Origin of the sequence: Sphingomonas aliaeris (assembly GCF_016743815.1) — a bacterium.
GTDB lineage: Bacteria > Pseudomonadota > Alphaproteobacteria > Sphingomonadales > Sphingomonadaceae > Sphingomonas > Sphingomonas aliaeris.
In genome coordinates this window covers 79,658-98,509 of sequence record NZ_CP061036.1, presented here as the reverse complement: position 1 = coordinate 98,509, position 18,852 = coordinate 79,658, and the positions used below count along the sequence as shown (strand labels likewise).

The 18,852-nt window shown below is 63.3% G+C and carries 26 protein-coding genes; 12 read left to right on the top strand and 14 right to left on the bottom strand.

What is annotated here, in order from left to right:
- Nucleotides 1-6 precede the first annotated feature (6 nt).
- The 13 genes from H5J25_RS19195 to H5J25_RS19135 all read right to left on the bottom strand — a co-directional run bounded on the left by H5J25_RS19195 (nt 7) and on the right by H5J25_RS19135 (nt 9,283).
- Nucleotides 7-912: a DUF1259 domain-containing protein gene (locus H5J25_RS19195; RefSeq protein WP_202096640.1), complete on the bottom strand. Its 906-nt coding sequence runs from the start codon at nt 910-912 to the stop codon at nt 7-9.
- A gap of 23 nt (nt 913-935) precedes the next feature.
- Nucleotides 936-1,295 carry a Rap1a/Tai family immunity protein gene (locus H5J25_RS19190; protein ID WP_202096639.1) on the bottom strand — a complete coding sequence of 120 codons (360 nt, stop codon included), beginning with the start codon at nt 1,293-1,295 and terminating at the stop codon, nt 936-938.
- A 47-nt stretch (nt 1,296-1,342) separates the two neighbouring features.
- Complete coding sequence (gene chrA / locus H5J25_RS19185) at nt 1,343-2,740, bottom strand: chromate efflux transporter (RefSeq protein WP_202096638.1); 1,398 nt, start codon at nt 2,738-2,740, stop codon at nt 1,343-1,345.
- Nucleotides 2,737-3,573, bottom strand: coding sequence for a chromate resistance protein ChrB domain-containing protein (locus tag H5J25_RS19180; protein WP_202096637.1), 837 nt, complete (start codon nt 3,571-3,573; stop codon nt 2,737-2,739). Before H5J25_RS19180 ends, chrA begins: the two co-directional genes overlap by 4 nt.
- 144 nt (nt 3,574-3,717) lie before the next feature.
- Nucleotides 3,718-4,473: an arsenical resistance protein ArsH gene (gene arsH, locus H5J25_RS19175; protein WP_202096636.1), complete on the bottom strand. Its 756-nt coding sequence runs from the start codon at nt 4,471-4,473 to the stop codon at nt 3,718-3,720.
- Nucleotides 4,473-4,907 (bottom strand): arsenic resistance N-acetyltransferase ArsN2, encoded by a 435-nt coding sequence (gene arsN2, locus H5J25_RS19170; protein WP_202096635.1) that lies wholly within the window; start codon nt 4,905-4,907, stop codon nt 4,473-4,475. Before arsN2 ends, arsH begins: the two co-directional genes overlap by 1 nt.
- Nucleotides 4,904-5,227, bottom strand: a complete 324-nt coding sequence (locus H5J25_RS19165; protein WP_202096634.1) for a YnfA family protein — start codon at nt 5,225-5,227, stop codon at nt 4,904-4,906. Before H5J25_RS19165 ends, arsN2 begins: the two co-directional genes overlap by 4 nt.
- Entirely contained in the window at nt 5,224-6,510 is a 1,287-nt protein-coding gene (locus H5J25_RS19160) for an arsenic transporter (RefSeq protein WP_202096633.1), read from the bottom strand. Before H5J25_RS19160 ends, H5J25_RS19165 begins: the two co-directional genes overlap by 4 nt.
- Nucleotides 6,510-6,938 carry an arsenate reductase (glutaredoxin) gene (arsC, locus tag H5J25_RS19155; protein ID WP_202096632.1) on the bottom strand — a complete coding sequence of 143 codons (429 nt, stop codon included), beginning with the start codon at nt 6,936-6,938 and terminating at the stop codon, nt 6,510-6,512. The genes H5J25_RS19160 and arsC overlap by 1 nt, the downstream gene beginning before the upstream one ends.
- Nucleotides 6,938-7,282: an ArsR/SmtB family transcription factor gene (locus H5J25_RS19150; protein WP_202096631.1), complete on the bottom strand. Its 345-nt coding sequence runs from the start codon at nt 7,280-7,282 to the stop codon at nt 6,938-6,940. The genes arsC and H5J25_RS19150 overlap by 1 nt, the downstream gene beginning before the upstream one ends.
- A gap of 397 nt (nt 7,283-7,679) precedes the next feature.
- The gene (locus tag H5J25_RS19145; protein WP_202096650.1) at nt 7,680-8,183 is read right to left on the bottom strand and encodes a DsrE family protein; all 504 of its coding nucleotides are present in this window, start codon (nt 8,181-8,183) and stop codon (nt 7,680-7,682) included.
- A gap of 117 nt (nt 8,184-8,300) precedes the next feature.
- Nucleotides 8,301-8,663: an ArsR/SmtB family transcription factor gene (locus tag H5J25_RS19140; protein WP_225883580.1), complete on the bottom strand. Its 363-nt coding sequence runs from the start codon at nt 8,661-8,663 to the stop codon at nt 8,301-8,303.
- Nucleotides 8,660-9,283 carry a peroxiredoxin gene (locus H5J25_RS19135; RefSeq protein WP_202096630.1) on the bottom strand — a complete coding sequence of 208 codons (624 nt, stop codon included), beginning with the start codon at nt 9,281-9,283 and terminating at the stop codon, nt 8,660-8,662. Before H5J25_RS19135 ends, H5J25_RS19140 begins: the two co-directional genes overlap by 4 nt.
- An 85-nt stretch (nt 9,284-9,368) precedes the next feature.
- Between H5J25_RS19135 and H5J25_RS19130 the strand changes: the two genes are divergently transcribed.
- The 11 genes from H5J25_RS19130 to H5J25_RS19085 are packed head-to-tail and all read left to right on the top strand — an operon-like array spanning nt 9,369 to nt 16,594.
- Nucleotides 9,369-10,286 (top strand): MBL fold metallo-hydrolase, encoded by a 918-nt coding sequence (locus tag H5J25_RS19130; RefSeq protein ID WP_202096629.1) that lies wholly within the window; start codon nt 9,369-9,371, stop codon nt 10,284-10,286.
- Nucleotides 10,286-10,723, top strand: coding sequence for a YeeE/YedE family protein (locus tag H5J25_RS19125; RefSeq protein ID WP_202096649.1), 438 nt, complete (start codon nt 10,286-10,288; stop codon nt 10,721-10,723). The genes H5J25_RS19130 and H5J25_RS19125 overlap by 1 nt, the downstream gene beginning before the upstream one ends.
- The gene (locus H5J25_RS19120) at nt 10,723-11,148 is read left to right on the top strand and encodes a DUF6691 family protein (RefSeq protein ID WP_202096628.1); all 426 of its coding nucleotides are present in this window, start codon (nt 10,723-10,725) and stop codon (nt 11,146-11,148) included. Before H5J25_RS19125 ends, H5J25_RS19120 begins: the two co-directional genes overlap by 1 nt.
- Nucleotides 11,149-11,166: 18 nt before the next feature.
- A complete protein-coding gene (locus H5J25_RS19115; protein ID WP_202096627.1) occupies nt 11,167-11,601 on the top strand; it encodes a TIGR01244 family sulfur transferase in 435 nt (144 codons plus the stop codon).
- Nucleotides 11,598-12,830 (top strand): NAD(P)/FAD-dependent oxidoreductase, encoded by a 1,233-nt coding sequence (locus tag H5J25_RS19110; protein ID WP_202096626.1) that lies wholly within the window; start codon nt 11,598-11,600, stop codon nt 12,828-12,830. The genes H5J25_RS19115 and H5J25_RS19110 overlap by 4 nt, the downstream gene beginning before the upstream one ends.
- Nucleotides 12,827-13,609 carry a sulfite exporter TauE/SafE family protein gene (locus tag H5J25_RS19105; RefSeq protein WP_202096625.1) on the top strand — a complete coding sequence of 261 codons (783 nt, stop codon included), beginning with the start codon at nt 12,827-12,829 and terminating at the stop codon, nt 13,607-13,609. Before H5J25_RS19110 ends, H5J25_RS19105 begins: the two co-directional genes overlap by 4 nt.
- A 29-nt stretch (nt 13,610-13,638) precedes the next feature.
- Nucleotides 13,639-13,896, top strand: coding sequence for a prolipoprotein diacylglyceryl transferase (locus H5J25_RS20980; protein ID WP_225883585.1), 258 nt, complete (start codon nt 13,639-13,641; stop codon nt 13,894-13,896).
- Nucleotides 13,787-14,416 carry a TlpA family protein disulfide reductase gene (locus H5J25_RS19100; RefSeq protein WP_225883579.1) on the top strand — a complete coding sequence of 210 codons (630 nt, stop codon included), beginning with the start codon at nt 13,787-13,789 and terminating at the stop codon, nt 14,414-14,416. Before H5J25_RS20980 ends, H5J25_RS19100 begins: the two co-directional genes overlap by 110 nt.
- Nucleotides 14,413-15,039, top strand: a complete 627-nt coding sequence (locus H5J25_RS19095; protein ID WP_202096624.1) for a DsbA family protein — start codon at nt 14,413-14,415, stop codon at nt 15,037-15,039. The genes H5J25_RS19100 and H5J25_RS19095 overlap by 4 nt, the downstream gene beginning before the upstream one ends.
- A gap of 2 nt (nt 15,040-15,041) precedes the next feature.
- On the top strand, nt 15,042-15,683 hold the full coding sequence (locus H5J25_RS19090) for a DsbA family protein (protein WP_202096623.1): 642 nt from the start codon (nt 15,042-15,044) through the stop codon (nt 15,681-15,683).
- A gap of 20 nt (nt 15,684-15,703) precedes the next feature.
- On the top strand, nt 15,704-16,594 hold the full coding sequence (locus H5J25_RS19085) for an MBL fold metallo-hydrolase (protein WP_202096622.1): 891 nt from the start codon (nt 15,704-15,706) through the stop codon (nt 16,592-16,594).
- A gap of 188 nt (nt 16,595-16,782) precedes the next feature.
- Here H5J25_RS19085 and H5J25_RS19080 read toward each other — a convergent pair whose 3' ends face one another.
- Entirely contained in the window at nt 16,783-17,361 is a 579-nt protein-coding gene (locus H5J25_RS19080; RefSeq protein ID WP_202096621.1) for a recombinase family protein, read from the bottom strand.
- Nucleotides 17,362-17,457: 96 nt separating this feature from the next.
- On the opposite strand from H5J25_RS19080, the gene H5J25_RS19075 reads away from it, so the two are divergent.
- Nucleotides 17,458-18,672: a tyrosine-type recombinase/integrase gene (locus H5J25_RS19075; protein WP_225883578.1), complete on the top strand. Its 1,215-nt coding sequence runs from the start codon at nt 17,458-17,460 to the stop codon at nt 18,670-18,672.
- The last annotated feature ends 180 nt before the right edge of the window (nt 18,673-18,852 follow it).

Genomic DNA, 18,852 nt, shown 5'->3' with positions numbered 1-18,852 from the left:
GGGCGATTACGGCTTCTGGATGTTCATCCCGTCGAGTGCGGCGCGGAGCCCGCGTGCCAGCTTCCCGGCGTCCTCGTTGGCCCAGAAGTGCATGAAGAAGAGCCGGGGCTCATCGTCGAGCATGTGGTTGTGAAGCGCCGTCACCTCGATGCCGTTGCTCCGCAAAGCGCGCATGACCGGATCGACCTCCTGCGCGATCATCACGAAATCGCCCGTGATCGCCGCCTTGCCGCCCCCTGTCGGCTGGAAATTGATCGCGGTCGCGGTTCCCATGGTCGCCGGGGCCGGCATCCCGCCCGCCATGAGCTTCTCGGCGCGGGGATAGCTGAATTGATAGACGCCGCCGTTCACTTTGCCTTTGGCCCCCATCGCTCGATCCAGCGCGGCGGTATCGAGATCGAGGGGCGGACTCGATCCTGCGCCGGCCGAAGGCGGTTGCGAGTCTCGCGACGGCGAGGCGAGCGGCGTCCGGCTTACCGCCAGCGCCTCGTGTAGCGCCTTGGCGAGCTTCACCGGATCGCCGTGCGCCCCGATATGCAGATACATCGTCGCCGGTGCCGAACGCAGCAGGTGATTGTGAAGCGCAGTGATGGTGAAGCCGCTGGCGAGCAGGCGGCTCATCACCGGATTGACCTCCTCCTGGGTCAACACGAGGTCGCCCATGACCATCACTTCTTCGCCCATCGGCTGGAACGCTGCCCATGACCCGAGTGCGAGCGCAGGCTTGATTGCAACTCCGTCCAGGGTGACATTCAAGTCCGACCGCGGAAAACCATACCGATGCACGTCTCCGGCCTGTGCGGTGCCGGGGCGCCCTAGCGCAGCGTCGACCTTGGCCCAATCGGGCGCCGCCAAGGCGGGTGCCGCCAAGCCGATCGAGAGAAGGCCTGCCATCATCGCGCGTTTCAGCATGTCAAATTCGCTCCTATTCAATGCTAGCGCCGGCATGGGTATTGCTCACGAAGCGCAATCATCACTCCTGCCAGACGAGGCAGGCCCCAAACTTGCCGGTTTCCGGGCACCCACGCCATGAATATGCGGCTGAGCTCGCCCTCGTTGTAGCCCCGGCCGCATATCCCGTTCGCGGCGCCGCCTTTGCCGAATGCGGCCAACGTGTCGGCTGCGCCTTCGATGTAGGAGTCACACCGGCCGTCGACGCGACCATTCTCCGCTTGGCAGCTCTTGTAGAACTGGGCGACAGTCTCGCCGACCTGAGCGTCCGCTTCTACGGGCAGAGCTGCCATGATGGTTGCCAGTCCCGCCATTAAAGCCGTTCGCAGATTCAATTCCGCCACAGCAGACCTCCCCGAGTTGCGCTGTTGCATCCACCAACGGGCGCGCATCAGCCGACCAGGCCCAGGAAATGCAGCGCGACGCCGGCGGCCGACGTGGCCAGCAGCGTGACAATGACGTTGGCCCGGAGCAGAAACACCGCCACCGCCGCGCCTACAGCCAGCAGCGTGGCCCAGGGATCGATGCTCGCAAGGACCGGTGCATCGAAGCGCACTGGGCCGAGGGCGACCGGTGCGGTCTGGCGGAACAAGGTGTGTAGCGCGAACCATACCGCCAAATTCAGCACCACGCCGACAACGGCCGCCGTGATCGCGGACAGCGCGCCCGCGACTGCGGCATTGCCGCGAAGTCGCTCGATAAAGGGCGCCCCGAGGAAAATCCACAGGAAGCAGGGCACGAACGTCACCCAGGTCGCGAGCAGCCCGCCAAGTGTGCCGGCAAGTAGCGGCGACAGAGTGCCGGGATCGCGATAGGCGCCAAGGAAGCCCACGAATTGTAAGACCATGATGAGCGGCCCGGGCGTCGTCTCCGCCATACCGAGCCCGTCGAGCATCTCCTTCGGTCCGAGCCAACTGTAATTCTCCACAGCCTGCTGCGCGACATAGGCAAGGACGGCATAGGCGCCTCCGAAAGTCACGGCCGCCATTGTCGAGAAGAAGGTGGCGATCCCGCTGAACACATCGTCGGGACCGAGTGCGATCAGCAGCGCCGCGACCGGCACCAGCCACAGCGCCAGCCAGATCAGCGCGGTGCGAACCGTTTCGCGCCACGTCGGTCGTGCGTGTGCCGGAAGATCCTCACCGAGCAACGTGTCGGCGTCGGCGACCACCGCGCCCTTCGTTGCACCGTGGCCACCGCCGCGGAACGCGGCGGAGCCCTGTCGTCCTGCCCCCCAGCCGATCAGGCCCGCACCGAGCACAATCAGAGGGAATGGTGCACCGAGAAAGAAGATGAGGACGAAGGCGGTCACTGCGAGCAGCCGTGACTCAGTGCTTTTCAGAGCCCGTCCGCCGATCCGCACCACGGCCTGCAGGACGACGGCGAGCACCGCTGCTTTCAGGCCAAAGAACAGCGCCGAAACGATGCCGACGCGGCCGTAAAGGACATACACCCAGCTCAGCGCCATGATCGCGATTGCGCCGGGGATGATGAAGAGAACGCCGGCAACGATGCCGCCCTTCGTGCGGTGCATTAGCCAACCGATGTAGGTGGCGAGCTGCTGCGCCTCAGGTCCCGGCAGCAACATGCAATAATTGAGCGCATGGAGGAAACGCTGTTCCCCGATCCAGCGCTTCTCGTCGACCAGGATGCGGTGCATCACCGCGATCTGCCCCGCCGGGCCTCCGAACGATAGCAACGCGATCCGCAGCCAGACCCAGAAGGCCTGGCCGAGCGTGACCGGCTCCGGGCGAGCAGGCGCAATGACGCCGACCGTCGCCGCGGTCATGCCGATACCTCCTTGTGCGCCGGGACTCGTCCGGGCTGGTGCGAGGTCCAGTTGTGCTTCTCACCGCGCGCGTCGCGGCTCCAGCGGTAGAGCGCGTCGTAGACGATCATGCCCGCCTCGAGCTGTGCATGATCGTCGTCGTATATGCGGGACAGGCCTAGCGACATGGCGAGGAGACCGGCCGCTTCCGGTGCGACATCGAGCCGATCGGTGTCGGCGCCCCGGACGATCGCAGCGAGCCGCGTCAGTGCCTCATCGCCACTCAGCCCAAAGGCATCGACCATCACGTCGAACGTGCAGAATTCGCCGCGGTGACTCCACATCACGCGGTCGTCGGAAACGTCGAACGGCTCTGCCTGCTGTTGAGCAGCAACGGTCAGCACCTCGGACGGGGCAACGAACAGGAAGCGCGCTTCCGAATCAATGAAACGCCGGATCAGCCAGGGACAGGCAATCCGATCTACCTTCGGCCGTGCCCGTGTCACCCACCAGGTCCGTCCGTCTGTATGACGCGGCGGCAAGTGCGTGAGCGATACGGTTGGCAGGCCCCCGGCGAGCCATGCAGCGAAGCCACCCTCCAGCGCCTCGGCCGAAACGCCTTCGCTGCGCAGGATTGCGGCTGCGGCGACTGCCCCGCCCGTCCCTTCGGCGTCGATCGTGACAACACTGTTCCCACCAACGGGGCGCCAGCTACTCGGATCAGATTGTGCACGGAATACCGATCCGGGGATCGCTATGCTTGTGTCGCTACGCAAGTCGACGAGCGACGGCGATCCAGGAAGGGCAACCAAACGGGCAAGCTTATCGGGACTTATTGTGTTCAGCGCAGGCATGACGCGTCCTTAGCAAAATCGAGCTGGACGCGATTCTTTGGCTGACGCCTCATGGGGAGATCGCAGTCCCCATGCTTCCTATTCAGCCACCGCTACGCCGATTGTCAACTCCCAGCGTTATCCTCCCCTAGCGGTAAGTAGCCTTCAGGCGCCCCTTCCCTGAGGCGCGATGGCGATGCTCGACAGATCTGTTTCAATGTCGGTGGGAATGCCCGCCTGCTTCCGTTCCGAATAACGATCGACGAGCTGTACCGCGTGGGGGCGCAGGAGGACGGTGAAGCGCACCAGCTCTTCCATCACGTCGACGATCCGATCATAATAGCTCGACGGCTTCATGCGGCCTGCCTCGTCGAATTCCTTGTAAGCCATGGCGACAGACGACTGGTTCGGGATCGTGAACATGCGCATCCAGCGGCCGAGCAGGCGCAGCGTGTTGACCGCATTGAACGACTGCGATCCGCCCGACACCTGCATGACCGCGAGCGCGCGCCCCTGTGTCGGACGCATCCCTTTCATTTCGAGCGGCAGATGGTCGATTTGCGCCTTCATAATTCCGGTGATCTGGCCGTGCCGCTCCGGACTGCACCAGACCTGACCCTCCGACCACATCGACAGCTCGCGCAGCTCGTGAACGGCCGGATGATCGTCCCCGGCCACCTGGTCGGGTAGCGGCAGCGTAGATGGATCGAAGATGCGTGTTTCGGCGCCGAACAGGTGCAGTAGGCGAGCGGCTTCTTCCACCGCAAGGCGGGAGAACGACCGGTCGCGCAGCGAGCCATAGAGCAGCAGGATGCGAGGGGCTGGCTGAATCGGTCCGAGCCCTTCGCCAAGGCGGGAGCGGATATAGGCGGGATTCAGCGCCGGCAGCACGTCCGGATTTGTAAGGGTGCGAAGCGGCATCAGAAGGCCTTCACGAGGTAATCCGCCGAGGCGGGGCAGAGCGAGGTGAACTCTCGCGAGCTGGCGATCGCCGAAGGCGCCGTGTCCCGATCGGCAGCGGCATACCCCATCGCGGAGAAGAACGGCGCCGCGGTCGTGGTCAGCAGGTGAAGACGCTGCACGCCGAGTTCGCGCGCTTCTTGTTCGAACGCCGCGACCATGGCGCGGCCAACGCCCAGACCCCGGCGATCGGGGAGGACGACGACGGAGCGAAGCAGGCGGTCGGTGCCCTCACCTTCCAGGCCGCCATAGCCGACGATGTGGTCGACGCCGAACCGGAAGAACATGCGATCGGACTCCGCAAGATCGGCGCTGGGCAGGCAAGCGGCGTCGAGGAGCCGCGCAAGTTCCCCCAACTCGTCCGGTCGGAGACGCGTGGCGATCAGCACCGTCATGCGCCGCGTGGCCCGAGCAGGATCACACAGGTCCCGACGAGGCAAAGGGCGGCGCCCCCTACGTCCCAACGATCGGGCCGGACCCCCTCAACGCTCCACAGCCAGAGCAAAGATGCGCAGATGTAGATGCCGCCGTAAGCGGCATAGGCCCGCCCCGCTGCATCGCTGTCGACTCGGGTCAGAAGCCACGCGAACAGGATCAGGGAAGCAATGCCAGGGATCAGCCAGAGGGGCGCCTTGCCCATCCGGAGCCAGGCCCAGAATGCGAAGCAACCCGCAATTTCGGCTAGTGCCGCGCCGATATAGATCAGAGCTGTCATTCAATAGCGATCCTCAATGCCAAGGCGCCGAGCGTGACCAGCAGCACCGGAACGGTCAGTGTGACGCCTACGCGAAAGTAATAGCCCCATCCGATCCGAATGCCCTTTTGGCCCAGGACGTGAAGCCACAGGAGCGTCGCGAGCGATCCGATCGGAGTGAGCTTGGGGCCGAGGTCGCACCCGATCACGTTGGCGTAGATCATCGCCTCCTTGACCGCGCCCGTGGCATGGGTCGCGTCGATCGACAGCGCCCCTACCAGCACGGTCGGCATGTTGTTCATCACCGAGGACAACACGGCCGCGATCACACCCGTACCAAAGGCTGCACCCCAGACGCCCCCTTGTGCCGTGCGATCGAGCAGCGCGGCCAGGTGGTCGGTCAGGCCGGCGTTCCGCAGACCATAAACGACGAGGTACATGCCGAGCGAGAAGATCACGACCTGCCACGGTGCGCCGCGCAGCACCTTCCGTGTTTCGATCACGTGTCCGCGCCCGGCGATCACCAGCAGCAGGATCGCGCCGGCAGCGGCGACGGCGCTGACGGGCACGCCGAGCGGTTCGAGCAGGAAGAAGCCGGCGAGCAGCAGCGCCAGGACGATCCAACCGGCGCGAAAAGTCGCGGCGTCGCGGATCGCCTCACGCGGAAGCCGGAGCGCCCCCACGTCATAGGCCTGCGGGATGTCGCGCCGAAAGAACAACAGGAGTGCGCCGAGCGTCGCCGCGATCGATACCAGATCGACCGGCACCATCACGCCCGCATATTCACCGAAGCCGATCTCGAAAAAGTCGGCCGACACGATGTTGACGAGGTTCGAGACGACCAGCGGCAGGCTCGCGGTGTCGGCGATGAAGCCGGCCGCCATGACGAATGCCAGCGTCGCCTTGTCCTTGAAGCCCAGCGCCCGCAGCATGGCGATGACGATCGGAGTCAAAATCAGCGCCGCTCCGTCATTGGCGAACAACGCGGATACTGCCGCGCCTAGCAGGACGATGAGGACGAACAGCCGCCGGCCATGCCCCCTGCCCCAGCGTGCGACATGCAGTGCTGCCCATTCGAAGAACCCGGCTTCATCGAGCAGCAGGCTGATGACGATGATCGCGACGAAAGCAGCGGTCGCGTTCCAGACGATGCTCCACACCACCGGGACGTCCGAGAGGGTGACGACGCCAGCGAGCAAGGCGACGACGGCACCGCCCATCGCGCTCCATCCGATGCCCAGCCCTTTCGGTTGCCAGATGACGAGCGCGATCGTGGCGACGAAGATCAGGACGGCAAGGAGCATCAGGCGACGCGCTGACCCGAGGCGTCCACAACTTGCTCGCCATCCTCTTTCGAGAAGGCGCCCAGCTGGTCTGTCGGCAGCAGATCGAGAACCGCTTCTGACGGTCGGCATAGCTTAACGCCGAGAGGCGAGACGACCAGCGGCCGATTGATGAGGATCGGGTGCATTATCATCGCCTCCACGAGCGCGTCGTCAGACAGCGCCGTGTCACTCAGTCCCAGCTCCGCATAGGGCGTGCCCTTCTCGCGCAGGAGCTCGCGGGGCGTCATTCCCGCGCGATCGATCAGTTCGACGAGCAGTGCACGCGAGGGAGGTGTCTTCAAATACTCGACCACATGCGGTTCGATGCCGGCATTGCGGATCATGGCGAGGGCATTGCGGGACGTGCCGCACTCGGGATTGTGATAGATGACGATATCGACGGCCATCAGGGTGTCCTTTCAGCAGCAGGGGTGAGTTCGGCAACGAGCGGCGGGCACAGCGCGGCATTGCCGGCGCAGCAGTCTTTGACGAGGAACAGCGTGAGCGCGCGCAGGCCGTCGAGGTCGGCGCGGTAAATGATAGAGCGGCTGCGTCGTTCGGATCGCACGAGACCCGCGCGCGCGAGAATGCCGAGGTGTGCGGACATGGTGTTCTGCGGCACATCGAGCTGACGAGCGATGTCGCCCGCTGCCATGCCGACCGGTTCATGCCGCACCAACAGGCGAAAGACGTCGAGGCGCGTCGCTTGCGCGAGCGCGCTCAAAGCGGAGATGGCCGAATCGATTTCCATATATCCAGCATAGCGGATATATTGAGGTGGGCTAGTCGGGTCCGGTGACACGACAGTCGAACCCTACGCTAAGCTTGACGCGTCGCGAATGGATCTGGTGCCATGACCCGCTCCAGAACATGAGCGGGTTCTTCGGTAAAGTAGGGCTTGTGGAGCAACGGAAACCCTGTGGACCGCGCTCATTGAAACGACCGTTCTCTGGACGGCGGCTAGCGACCCAAAGGCGGTCGTAGCCGAGGCAAGTTGCTGATCTTGGAAGCGGACGTTTTAAACCGGGGTTCTGACACACGCAAATCTCTGGAAAACCGTGTTCGGGTCTGCAGCGTCGAAACCGACCGGTTATGACACCAGCAGTGTTACGGACTAGAATGACGAAACAGGAAACGTGTTGGCGTGGTCAGTCAGGGATCAGTGCCCAACCACGCAGCTGCAACGTCGCCATAGTCGTCAGCGCAGACACGTCAGTTTCGACATTCTTTCCTACCGTAGCGGGGTCGATCCCGTTTCCGATAAGAGCCTGGCTGCATACCCGAACGGACACGCCCGCCTTTTTCAAAGCCTCAATCAAGACAAGGTTAGGGTTCGCAGCTACTCCGGTTTTTGTCGCATAGGCGCGATCTTCGGTGACGATGGGCGTCGCCGCGCCGTGGACAATCACGACGACATCGCCTTGTTCTGGACGAACGCCGTCGTTGCCTAGCAGGTTCAGGAAGCGGGCGACCTTCTCCAGAGATGGATTGATCTTATCCGGCGTTGCCGCCGCCTTGGTCACATTGAACAGCACGCGATAGCGCAACTTGCGATCAGGCCGTTCCGCAGCGCCTTCGATGGGTGTGATCGCGCCATATCCCACTATCACCGCCTGCTTAGGCACGCCGGCTGAAGCATTGACGCTGCTCATAAGTGACAAGCATCCTGCAAGAGCAATGATTGGCATACGCATCCGCTTTTTCCTTCTTTAGCCAAAATGATCAGCCAACTTTCGCAAAAACGGCCGCACCAATGTTATGCGGTCGAACTACGGACGGCGTCTCGCGCGGTCGCACTGGGCGGGGACGGGGGCTGTTTGGGGAGGCGACAGATCGTCGGCTCCGAACATTGCCTCGAGGGTTCTCACGCACAGCGCGGCTGCATCGTCGGCGAGACGGTAGTGAACCTGCTTCGCCTCCCGCCTGGTCTTCACCAGATCGGCGCGCCGCAGTTCGGCAAGCTGCTGGCTGAGCGCCGGTTGAGTCACGCCCGTGGCGGCCTCAATGTCCGCTACCTGCCGTTCGCCGCCTAATAGATAGGACAAAATCATAAGCCGCTGAGGCTGCGCGAACACGCGCAGCTTCTCGACTGCAACGTCGGCGAGCGCGCGGGACTGGTGTATCGCCGTCACCGGTCGGCCTTTGTCTGGTGAAACCAGTCGGCTCCCGCGCTCCCCGGCAAGGCAGGAGGCAGCAGCACGTCGTCGCCCGGCTGCCAGTCAGCGGGCGTATAAGCCTCGCCATCAGCTGAACGCTGCAATGCCCTTACGGTGCGCAGCATCTCGTCGACAGACCGACCAACATTCATCGGATACCAGCTAAGCGCGCGGATGATGCCTTCAGGATCGATGAAATAGGTCGCGCGCACAGTTGAAGCATCGCCGGCCTGATCGTCGAGCATCCCGTAGGCATAACCCACCGCCATCGAGGGATCCTCGATCACCGGAAATGGCACCTCTACGCCGAAGACATCCTTGATCGCCCGCATCCACGCGACGTGCGAATAGAGGCTGTCGACCGACAACCCGAGCAGCACGCAATCCAGCTCCTCGAATTGAGGGGCCGCTTCAGCCAAGGACACGAACTCGCTCGTGCAAACCGGCGTGAAGTCGGCAGGGTGCGAGAAGAATACAACCCAGCGCCCACGATACTGATCGAGCGCAATTTCGCCCTGCGTGGTGCGGGCGGTGAAGTTCGGGGCTGCATCCCCGATGCGCAGCGAGCGCGGCATGTTCGCATCCATCATTTCCATTTCTCCCAAATGGCACGAACACCCCATTGACGCAACATGCTTACACAACTACATAAAGCATGAGATTGATTAAACGGAGATGGTCATGGACCCGGTTTTGAGCGAAGCCAACGCCCAGATCAGACGCGCAAAAACGGCCGGATCACCGGTCGTTCAGTCCTTCTTTGATGAGCCTACCAACACAGCGACCTACGTCGTTTGGGACGCGGTGACGAAAAAGGCTGCGATCGTCGACAGCGTCCTTGATTTTGACGCCGCGGCGGGCCGGACCAAAACCGCGTCGGCGGACGCAGTGATCGCTTACGTGCGGGATCAGGGACTGACGGTCGATTGGCTGTTGGAAACCCATGCACATGCCGATCACCTGTCCGCGGCACCCTATCTTCAGCAGGCGCTTGGCGGGCAGCTCGCGATCGGTCGTGAGATCATCCGGGTCCAGAACGTGTTTGGCAAAATCTTCAACGCTGGCACCGACTTCGAGCGCGATGGCTCGGAGTTCGACCGGCTGTTCGAGGACGGCGACCGCTTTGCCATCGGCAACATCGACGCCATTGCGCTGCACGTGCCCGGCCATACGCCGGCGGACATGGCCTATGCCATCGGTGACGCGGTCTTCACCGGCGATACGCTCTTCATGCCCGATTACGGCACCGCGCGGGCAGACTTTCCTGGTGGCGACGCACGCCAGCTATTCCGCTCGATCCGCCGGCTCATGCAGCTGCCGGACGAGACGCGCCTATTCCTCTGCCACGACTACAAGGCGGTGGGCCGCGACGAATATGTCTGGGAAACAACTGTAGGCGCTCAGCGTGTCGGCAACGTCCATGTCCACGAAGGGGTCAGCGAAGACGACTTCGTCGCGATGCGGACCAGTCGCGACGCCACCTTGTCGATGCCCAAGCTCATCCTGCCCTCGATCCAGGTGAACATGCGCGGTGGTCATCTGCCGGAGCCGGAAGCCAACGGCACCCGCTACCTCAAGATTCCGCTGGATGCGCTGTGATGCCGGGCTTTCCCCATGCCATGCCATTCGAAGGCTTCATCGGCGGGTTGATGATCGGTGTCGCCGCGGCGATCATGCTGCTCGGAAACGGCCGCATCGCCGGAGTCAGCGGCATGTTCGCGAGGATTTTGGGTCTTTCCACTGGAGGCCCACCATGGGCAATCGCGCTGTTTTTCACCGCGGGTCTGCCTTTGGGCGCGGGTATTGTTGCAGCCAGCGTAGGCGTGAAGGCCAGCTTTCCGACGTCGCTTTCGCTGATCGCCGTCGCTGGTCTGATCGTCGGTATCGGAACACGGCTCGGGTCCGGGTGCACCAGTGGTCACGGCGTATGCGGCCTGTCTCGCCTGTCGCCCCGGTCCATCGCCGCGACCGCTACGTTCATGGCAACCGGCGTCGTCACGGTCACGATCATGCGTCTGTCCGGGGTACTACTGTGATGCGCCAGAACCTCATTTCACTCGCCAGCGGGACGCTGTTCGGCGCCGGCCTTGCCGTCTCGGGAATGATCGATCCGGCGCGCGTGCGGGCGTTCCTCGATGTCACCGACGCGTGGGACCCGACCTTGGCGTTCGTCATGGCGGGCGCAATTCTGCCGATGGCGATAGCGTGGTTCGTCGTGCGGCGTCGCTCGACCCCGATTGCGGCCGAACAATTTCACACGCCCGCCACCTCGCCGATCGACCGGCGCCTCATCGGCGGTGCGGCCTTGTTCGGTATAGGCTGGGGCATCGTCGGATTGTGCCCAGGTCCCGCCATTGCCGCACTGGCGATCCAGCCTCTGCCGGCACTGATCTTCATCGCTGCAATGGCCCTCGGCGCTGCCGTCCACCGCTTTGCATTCACTTCCCGCCGTTCGGCCTGATCAGACAGGAGACATCACATGGCTTTCAAGCAGATCACCTCGTCCTTCTCTGCCGCCCCCCAGCTGACGCAAGCCGACCTCGCCGCTGCCGCGCAGGCAGGATATCGCTCGATCATCTCAAGCCGCCCGGACGGCGAGGAGGCGGGCCAGCCAAGCGCGGAAGTAATTGCTCGATTGGCCAGCGAACACGGGCTCGCGTTTGCGCATGTTCCAATCGTACCGGGCAAAGCGACTGACGCCGATGCGGATCGCATGAAGGAGGCGCTGGCCACGCTACCACAGCCGACGCTCGGCTTCTGCCGCAGCGGGACGCGCGCGGCGACATTGTGGGCACTGGCCGAGGCCGATCGCGCCGACCCGACGACGATCATCGGCCAGGCAAAGGCAGCCGGGTACGACCTTGCCGATCTCACGCCTGCGCTGAAGCGCCGTTCCGAAAGGGCTGATCAATGACCTACGACATCGTCATCATTGGGGGCGGTGCCGCCGGCATCGCGACCGCCTCCAGCATTCTGAAGCGCAACGCCAAGGTGACGATCGCGGTCGTCGATCCCGCGACGGACCACTATTACCAGCCTGGTTGGACGATGGTCGGAGCCGGCGTCTTCACGCTCGAGCAAACCCGGAAGGCCGAAGCCGATGTGATGCCTAAGGGCGTCCGGTGGATACGGTTGCCTGCGATCACCATCGACCCCGACCGCCACGCGATCCAGCTCGGAGACGGAAGCTCCATTGATTATCACGTCCTGATTGTAGCGCCCGGGCTGCGCTTGGCGTGGGAGAAGATCGAGGGGCTACCAGAAGCCCTTGGCCGCAACGGTGTCACCTCCAACTATCGCTATGACCTGGCGCCCTACACCTATCGGCTCGTTAAGGAATTGCAGCAGGGGCGTGCGCTGTTTTCGCAGCCACCAATGCCGATCAAGTGCGCCGGCGCACCGCAAAAGGCCATGTATCTCTCATGTGATATCTGGCGAGGCTGCGGCCTCCTCCCCGCGATCGATGTTGAGTTCCACAACGCCGGCGCCGCCCTGTTCGGGATTCCGATCTACGTCCCGGCGCTGATGGAATATGTTGAGAAGTACGGCATCGATCTCAGGCTTGAATCCAACCTTGTCGCAGTCGACGCCGATCGTCGTGTCGCCACGTTCGAGCGCAAGCAGGACGGCGTCTCCGAGAGGATCGAACGCCCGTTTGACATGCTCCACGTCGTTCCGCCCCAAGTGTCGCATGCCGTCGTCGCCAATAGCCCGCTCGCTGCCGCGAACGGCTTTGTCGAGGTCGACGAGACTACGCTGCGGCACAAGAGATTCGAAAACGTTTTTGGCCTTGGCGATGCCGCTGGGACCAGCAACGCCAAGACGGCCGCTGCTGCTCGCGTCCAGGCGCCGGTAGTCGCGGTCAACGCGCTGGCCGCGCTTGACGGCAGCCCGCCCGTTGCCGACTATAATGGTTACGGCTCATGCCCTCTCACGGTCGAACGCGGTAAGATCGTCCTCGCCGAGTTTGGCTATGGCGGAAAGCTGCTGCCCAGCTTCCCATCCTGGCTGCTGGACGGAACGCGACCCACGCGCGCCGCCTGGTTCCTGAAGGAGCGCATGCTTCCCCCGATCTATTGGCAGGGCATGCTGAAGGGTCGCGAGTGGATGGCCGCCCCGCATAAAATCGGCAAGGCAGCATGACTCTCGAACCGATCCAGTATCTGCTTGGCACCCTTTCGGGCAGCCTGGTCGGATTTACCCTTGGCCTTGTAGGCGGCGGGGGCTCGATCCTTGCCGTACCGCTGATGGTGTATCTGGTGCGCGTGCCCGATGCGCACCTTGCCATCGGCACGAGTGCGTTTGCCGTGGCAGCCAATGCCGCAACCGGTCTGATCGGTCATGCCAAGGCTCATACCGTAAAATGGCGGTGCGGGGGCATGTACGCCACAGCGGGCGTCATCGGTGCGCTGTTGGGGTCCACCGTCGGCAAGGCCGTCGATGGCGGCAAGCTGCTCTTTCTGTTCGCGCTCGTCATGGTCGTCGTCGGCGTCCTGATGCTTCGCGGGCGGGGTGATGCAGGTAATCCCGGCGCGGAATGTAACCGGGAGAAGGCACCCAAGGTGCTGGGCTACGGCCTTGGGACGGGCTTGTTTTCAGGCTTTTTCGGCATCGGAGGTGGCTTTCTGATCGTTCCGGGCCTGATCGGATCAACGGGTATGCCGATCCTCAACGCGGTCGGCACGTCGTTGATTGCTGTCACCGCCTTCGGCCTGACGACCGCCGCTAATTATGCATTCTCCGGGCTGGTCGACTGGCCGCTTGCCTTCGTTTTCATTGGCGGCGGGGTCGTCGGCGGGTTGATCGGCACACGCATCGCCAAGCGCCTTGGCTCGGGCGGAACGCTTACCACCGTCTTCGCGGTGCTGATCTTCGTCGTGGCAGCTTACATGCTCTGGAAGAGCGCAGGCGCGTTTCTCTGATGGGAAGCGCGATTGCCATCGGACCGCTCATGATGGCGGTCGACCGCGGACTGGCGGTGCTATGCATCGTCGTGTTCCTGGGGCTGACAACCTTGGCAGGGCGGTTCCGCTTCCCGCGAGTGTCCACGGTCGCAACCAGTGCCATCGTCGCTGGACTGGTGGCGGCGCGGATCAGCTATGTCGCGGCGCATTGGGCGAGCTACGTCGAAGCTCCCCTATCCATTTTCGCAGTCTGGCAGGGGGCTTCTCCCCCATCGCCGGCATCATTGGTGCTGCCGCGATGCTAGCCTTCCAGCTTGGCCGAACACGCGCCTTGGCGGTGGGCTGGGGGCATTGGCGATAGCGGGTGGCCTGTGGTTCACGCTCCAGGTGCTTGTCCCGCCCGTGACATATGGCCCCTTCCCCTATCATTTAACGTTGACGACGCCGTCCGGCGCTCTTCTCCCGCTTGCACGTTTCCGAGGCCGCCCCTTCGTGGTCAATCTATGGGCGACATGGTGCGGGCCGTGCCAGCGCGAGCTGCCGATGCTCGACGCCGCGGCAACGCGCAATCGGGATGTGCCGATCCTGCTCGCAGATCAGGGTGAAGCTCCAGCAATCGTGACCGGGTTTCTTACCCGTGAAGGCGTCGGCGTGAGCAATGTCGCGCTCGATCCTGCCCGTGGGCTTTCCCAAGCCTTCGAGGTGGCTGGTTATCCCGCAACCGCCTTCGTCGCTGCGGACGGCACGATCGTGCAGCTTCAGCTCGGCGAGCTGTCACGCGCGGCCCTCGCTGATGGGATCGATATGGCAAGGAAACACCGATGAACCGACGCAACCTTCTCTCTCGCAGCTTTCTGGCGTTGCTCGCCGTCGCCGTGCCGACAATGCCATCAGTCGCACAGCAACCCGATCTGTCGCGCAAGGCGGTCGTAGACGATCTCGTTGCTCCGAAACGTGTCGGCCAAGCCTATGACGTCACCGTCGTTGAATTTTCCGACTATAATTGCCCCTATTGCCGGCGAATGGAGCCGGTGCTGAACGCGCTTGTCGCGGCCGATCCGAAGGTACGGATCGTTTATCGTGACTGGCCGATCTTTGGCCCTGCATCCCGGGAAGCCGCACGGGCTGCAGTCGCAAGCCAGTGGCAGGGCAAACATGCCGCTTTTAATGAGGCGTTGCTGACCTCGCCGGCACGGCTCGACAGTGCCGGGATCAGGGCCGCTGCCGCGAAAGCCAGGGTGGACTGGCCACGTCTGCAACGCGATCTGAAGACGCGCGGCGCAGAAATTGATGCGCTTCTCGCACGCACCAACGCCATCGCTCAAGCGATCGGGTTCAACGGAACACCGGCGCTGATCGTCGGCTCGCAAGTGGTGGCCGGCGCGGTCGACCTGCCGGCGCTACGCCGGCTTGTCGCAACGGCGCGCAGCAAGCCTCAGGCGCGCTGAAGATGCCAGGGCCACTCAATCGCAGGCAGGCGGTCGGGCTTGGAGCTGTCGTCGTGACTGGCTGGGCAGTCGGACAGGTGCTGCGACGCACAGCGCCAATCGGTCGCGATGTTGGTCCGACCGCTGACCTGTTTCTGGCGGGCAGCGGTTCGCCTGAATACGGCCCTGTCAATGCCACGCTGCGACTTGCCGTGTTCACCGATTATCGTTGCCCGGCCTGTCGTCACGCCTTCCCCGCATTGGAAAAGGCGGTGCGACGCGATGGCAAGGTTCGGGTCATCTACAAGGACTGGCCGATCTTCGGTCCGCCGTCCGAACGCGCCGCGAGCGTTGCGCTCGCCTGTGCCGAACAGGGCATCTACCCGGCCGTTCATCGCCAGCTGATGACCGACAGTCGTATGATCGACGACGACATGCTCAGGGACATTGTCACCGGCGCTGGCGGGGACTGGCTGCGCGCGACGACCTGGCTTGCTGCGCATGGACAGGCTGTCGCCGCGCGTCTGCGCGCGAACGGCCAAGAAGCCTATTCGATTGGCTTGGCCGGCACCCCAGGCTTTCTTGCCGGACGTATGCTGGTGATGGGCGCGATCGAAGAGCGTGATTTTGAACGGTTGTTCGCGCGGGCGCGGACGGAAAGCTAACAGAGCAAGAGGATGCAAACATGATCGAGTATAACCACGATGGCATGACCGTTGCGTCGCTCCATGACGAACACACAGGCAGCTTCCAATATGTTGTTGTCGACGACACTACGAAGATGGCCGCGATCATCGACCCGGTTCTAGATTTTGATCCGCGAGCTGGTGCGATCGCAACCCGTAACGCCGATCTGATCCTCGACTATGTGCGCGAGAAAGGACTGAACGTCGAATGGGTGCTCGACACCCACCCACACGCCGATCATTTTTCAGCCGTTCCGTACCTTGCCGGCAAGACCGGTGGCAAAACCGCGATCGGCAACAAGGTCGTGGAAGTGCAGAAGCTGTGGCGGGACATTTACTGCCTGCCCGATCTCGCCGTGGACGGCACCCAGTGGGACCGGTTGTTTGCGGATGGCGAGTGTTTCCGGATCGGCACCCTCGATGCTCATGTCATGCTGTCGCCGGGCCATACGCTCGCTTCGATCACTTATGTCGTCGGTGACGCCGCGTTCGTTCACGACACGCTGATGGTTCCCGATAGCGGCACAAGCCGGGCAGACTTCCCGGGTGGTGATGCTCATGCGCTGTGGCGCTCGATCCGCGCCATCCTCGATCTGCCACCCGAAACCGCAACTTATGTCGGGCATGATTATGGCAAGGATAGTCGGGACGTACTTGGTCGCTCGACCGTCGCCGATCAGCGTCGCGACAACATCCATGTTCACGATGGCATCGACGAAGCCGAGTTCGTCGCGACCCGCGAGAAACGCGACGCATCGCTCCCACTACCCGACCTGATGCTTGCCGCGCTTCAGGTGAACATACGTGGCGGCCGACTGCCAGATGCCGACGAATGTGGGACGGCGTTTCTCAAGGTGCCACTGAACCGGTTTGGACCTGTTGCTTCATAGCTCAGTCCTCGCTGTTTCAAGTGTCACAACCGAACGGTTGGGACACCGTCTGCGGTGGCCGCTTCGACCATTCCGATCCCGAAAGCGGACAGGCAGGAAAGTCCCCAATTCAGGACGTTGCGGGTCATGTGAACGAAGGGCGAGTTCTAGACCCACGACGGAGACCGCTATCCTTTCTCTGAATCCCGTTACTGCCCTTCCGCGCTGATGCTTTCTTGCTCCGGCGCTGGAAGGTGGCGGTAGAGTGTTGGAACTGAGACCCCGATCGCGGGGGCGATCTCACGCATCGGCATCCCGGACGCCAAGAGTTTGCGAGCAGCCGCGAGCCGGTTGGGCGTCATCACCGTCTTCCGGCCGCCCACCCTCCCCTCGCGCCGCGCCACCGCCAGGGCGGCTGTCGTGCGTTCGCGGTTAAGGTCGCGCTCCATTTCAGCCATGGCAGCCATAATGTGGAAGACGAGCTTGCCGGCAGTGCCGGCCGTGTCGATGCCATCGGTCAGCGATCGGAACCCGATGCCGCGCTCCGCCAGATCAGCGGCCAGGTCGACCAACCCCTTCATCGTTCGGCCCAAGCGGTCGAGCTTCCACACGACCAACACGTCGCCGGGTCGGGCATGGGAGAGCGCGTCTGCCAAGCCGACGCGGTTCGCCTTCGCGCCGCTCGCCTTGTCGCTGAAGGTCCGTTCGCAACCTGCCTCGCGCAAAGCATGGAGCTGCGGTCTCAGATCTTGTTCGGCTGTCGAGACCCGGGCGTAGCCGATCAGCATAAAGCGTTCTCAAAACTCATCTCTTGTGCCTATCACGGGTCCCAGCAATCGAGAATGTGTTTTGATACGCCCGTGACCGCTGCTAGACGTTCTCACATGATGGCGCGTCAAAATCGATCGTTTGTGAACAGCAGAGATGAAACGCCTGCGCGCCGTGATGAAGAAAGCGGAACCTCGAGCGTGCCGCTAAATGCTGATACCATGCTCGACCCGGTGCCGGGCGACGATCGTCCGGCTAGTCTCGATGCGATCATCAATGGAGCACTCACCGTGCTTGATCGCGTCGAACCGCAGGAGCTCTACCTTCCCGATCTTGCGCCTGACGATCAGGAGCGCGTTGATCACTTCCTGCGTCGTGGCCGCGCCGAGGCGACGCTGCAATCCTACCGATCGGATTGGGACCTGTTCCTCGCGTGGTGCTCGGAGCGACGTTACCGTCCGTTGCCGGCGACTCCGGCAACGGTCGCGGCGTTCCTGACCGAACTGGCTACCACAGGCTTCACTCCCGCGGCCGATCAGTTCACGAAGACGGGCAAGCTGCGTATACGGCGCGAACCGAAGCCGCTGACGCGCGCAACGATTGACCGCCGACTTGCCGCGATTGTGTTCGCGCATCGGATGGGCAAGGTCGAGCCGCCGACGTCGCAGCCAGGCGCTGGTGATCTGGGACTTGTTGTCGGCGGAATTCGACGCACCAAGAAAGATGACGAAGTCGGTAAGAAGCGCGCGGCTGACGGCGACATTCTGCGCGACATGCTCCGTAGCATTACCGGAGACGACCTCCGCGCCCACCGCGACCGCGCGTTGCTCGCGATCGGGATGGGTGGCGCATTTCGGCGCTCCGAGCTGGTGGCGATCACGGTGGCGAGAGTGAGGCGGGATCCAGAGGGGCTCACCATCAACGTGAAGTCGTCAAAGACGGACCAGTTTGGCGCTGGCCAAGGTGTCGCCGTGCTCGACGGACCCCGGCTGGAGCCGGTACGCCATTATAACGCCTGGATCGAGAAGGCCGGGATCACCGCAGGGCCGGTGTTTCGCAAGCTCACACCGCAGGGCCGCCTCACCGAGCAGGCGATGAGCACCAAGGGCGTGGCGCTGGTGGTGAAGGCTGCCGCGGCCGCAGCCGGCTATCCGCCCGAACTGTTCGCGGGCCATTCCTTGCGCGCGGGATTCCTCACCGAGGCCGGACGCCAGAACGCCAATCTGTTCAAGATGCGGCAGCACAGCCGCCATGCTTCGATCGATATGGTGGCCGAGTATGTCCGGGATACCGAGCGCTACCGCGATCACGCTGGGAAGGGGTTCATGTAGCAGAGATCGTTCGCCCAGCTGCGCTCGCACGCCCCTTTCAGACATAGGGTAACTGAAAGCACGAGGCGCTGCCACTACGGCGGAAAAGGATGATCGAGGCTCAGACGGACACGTGCTATCAGTTACCGTATCCCCTAGCGCCACTCCGTGTGACCCCGAACGACGCATAGGGAAACTGAA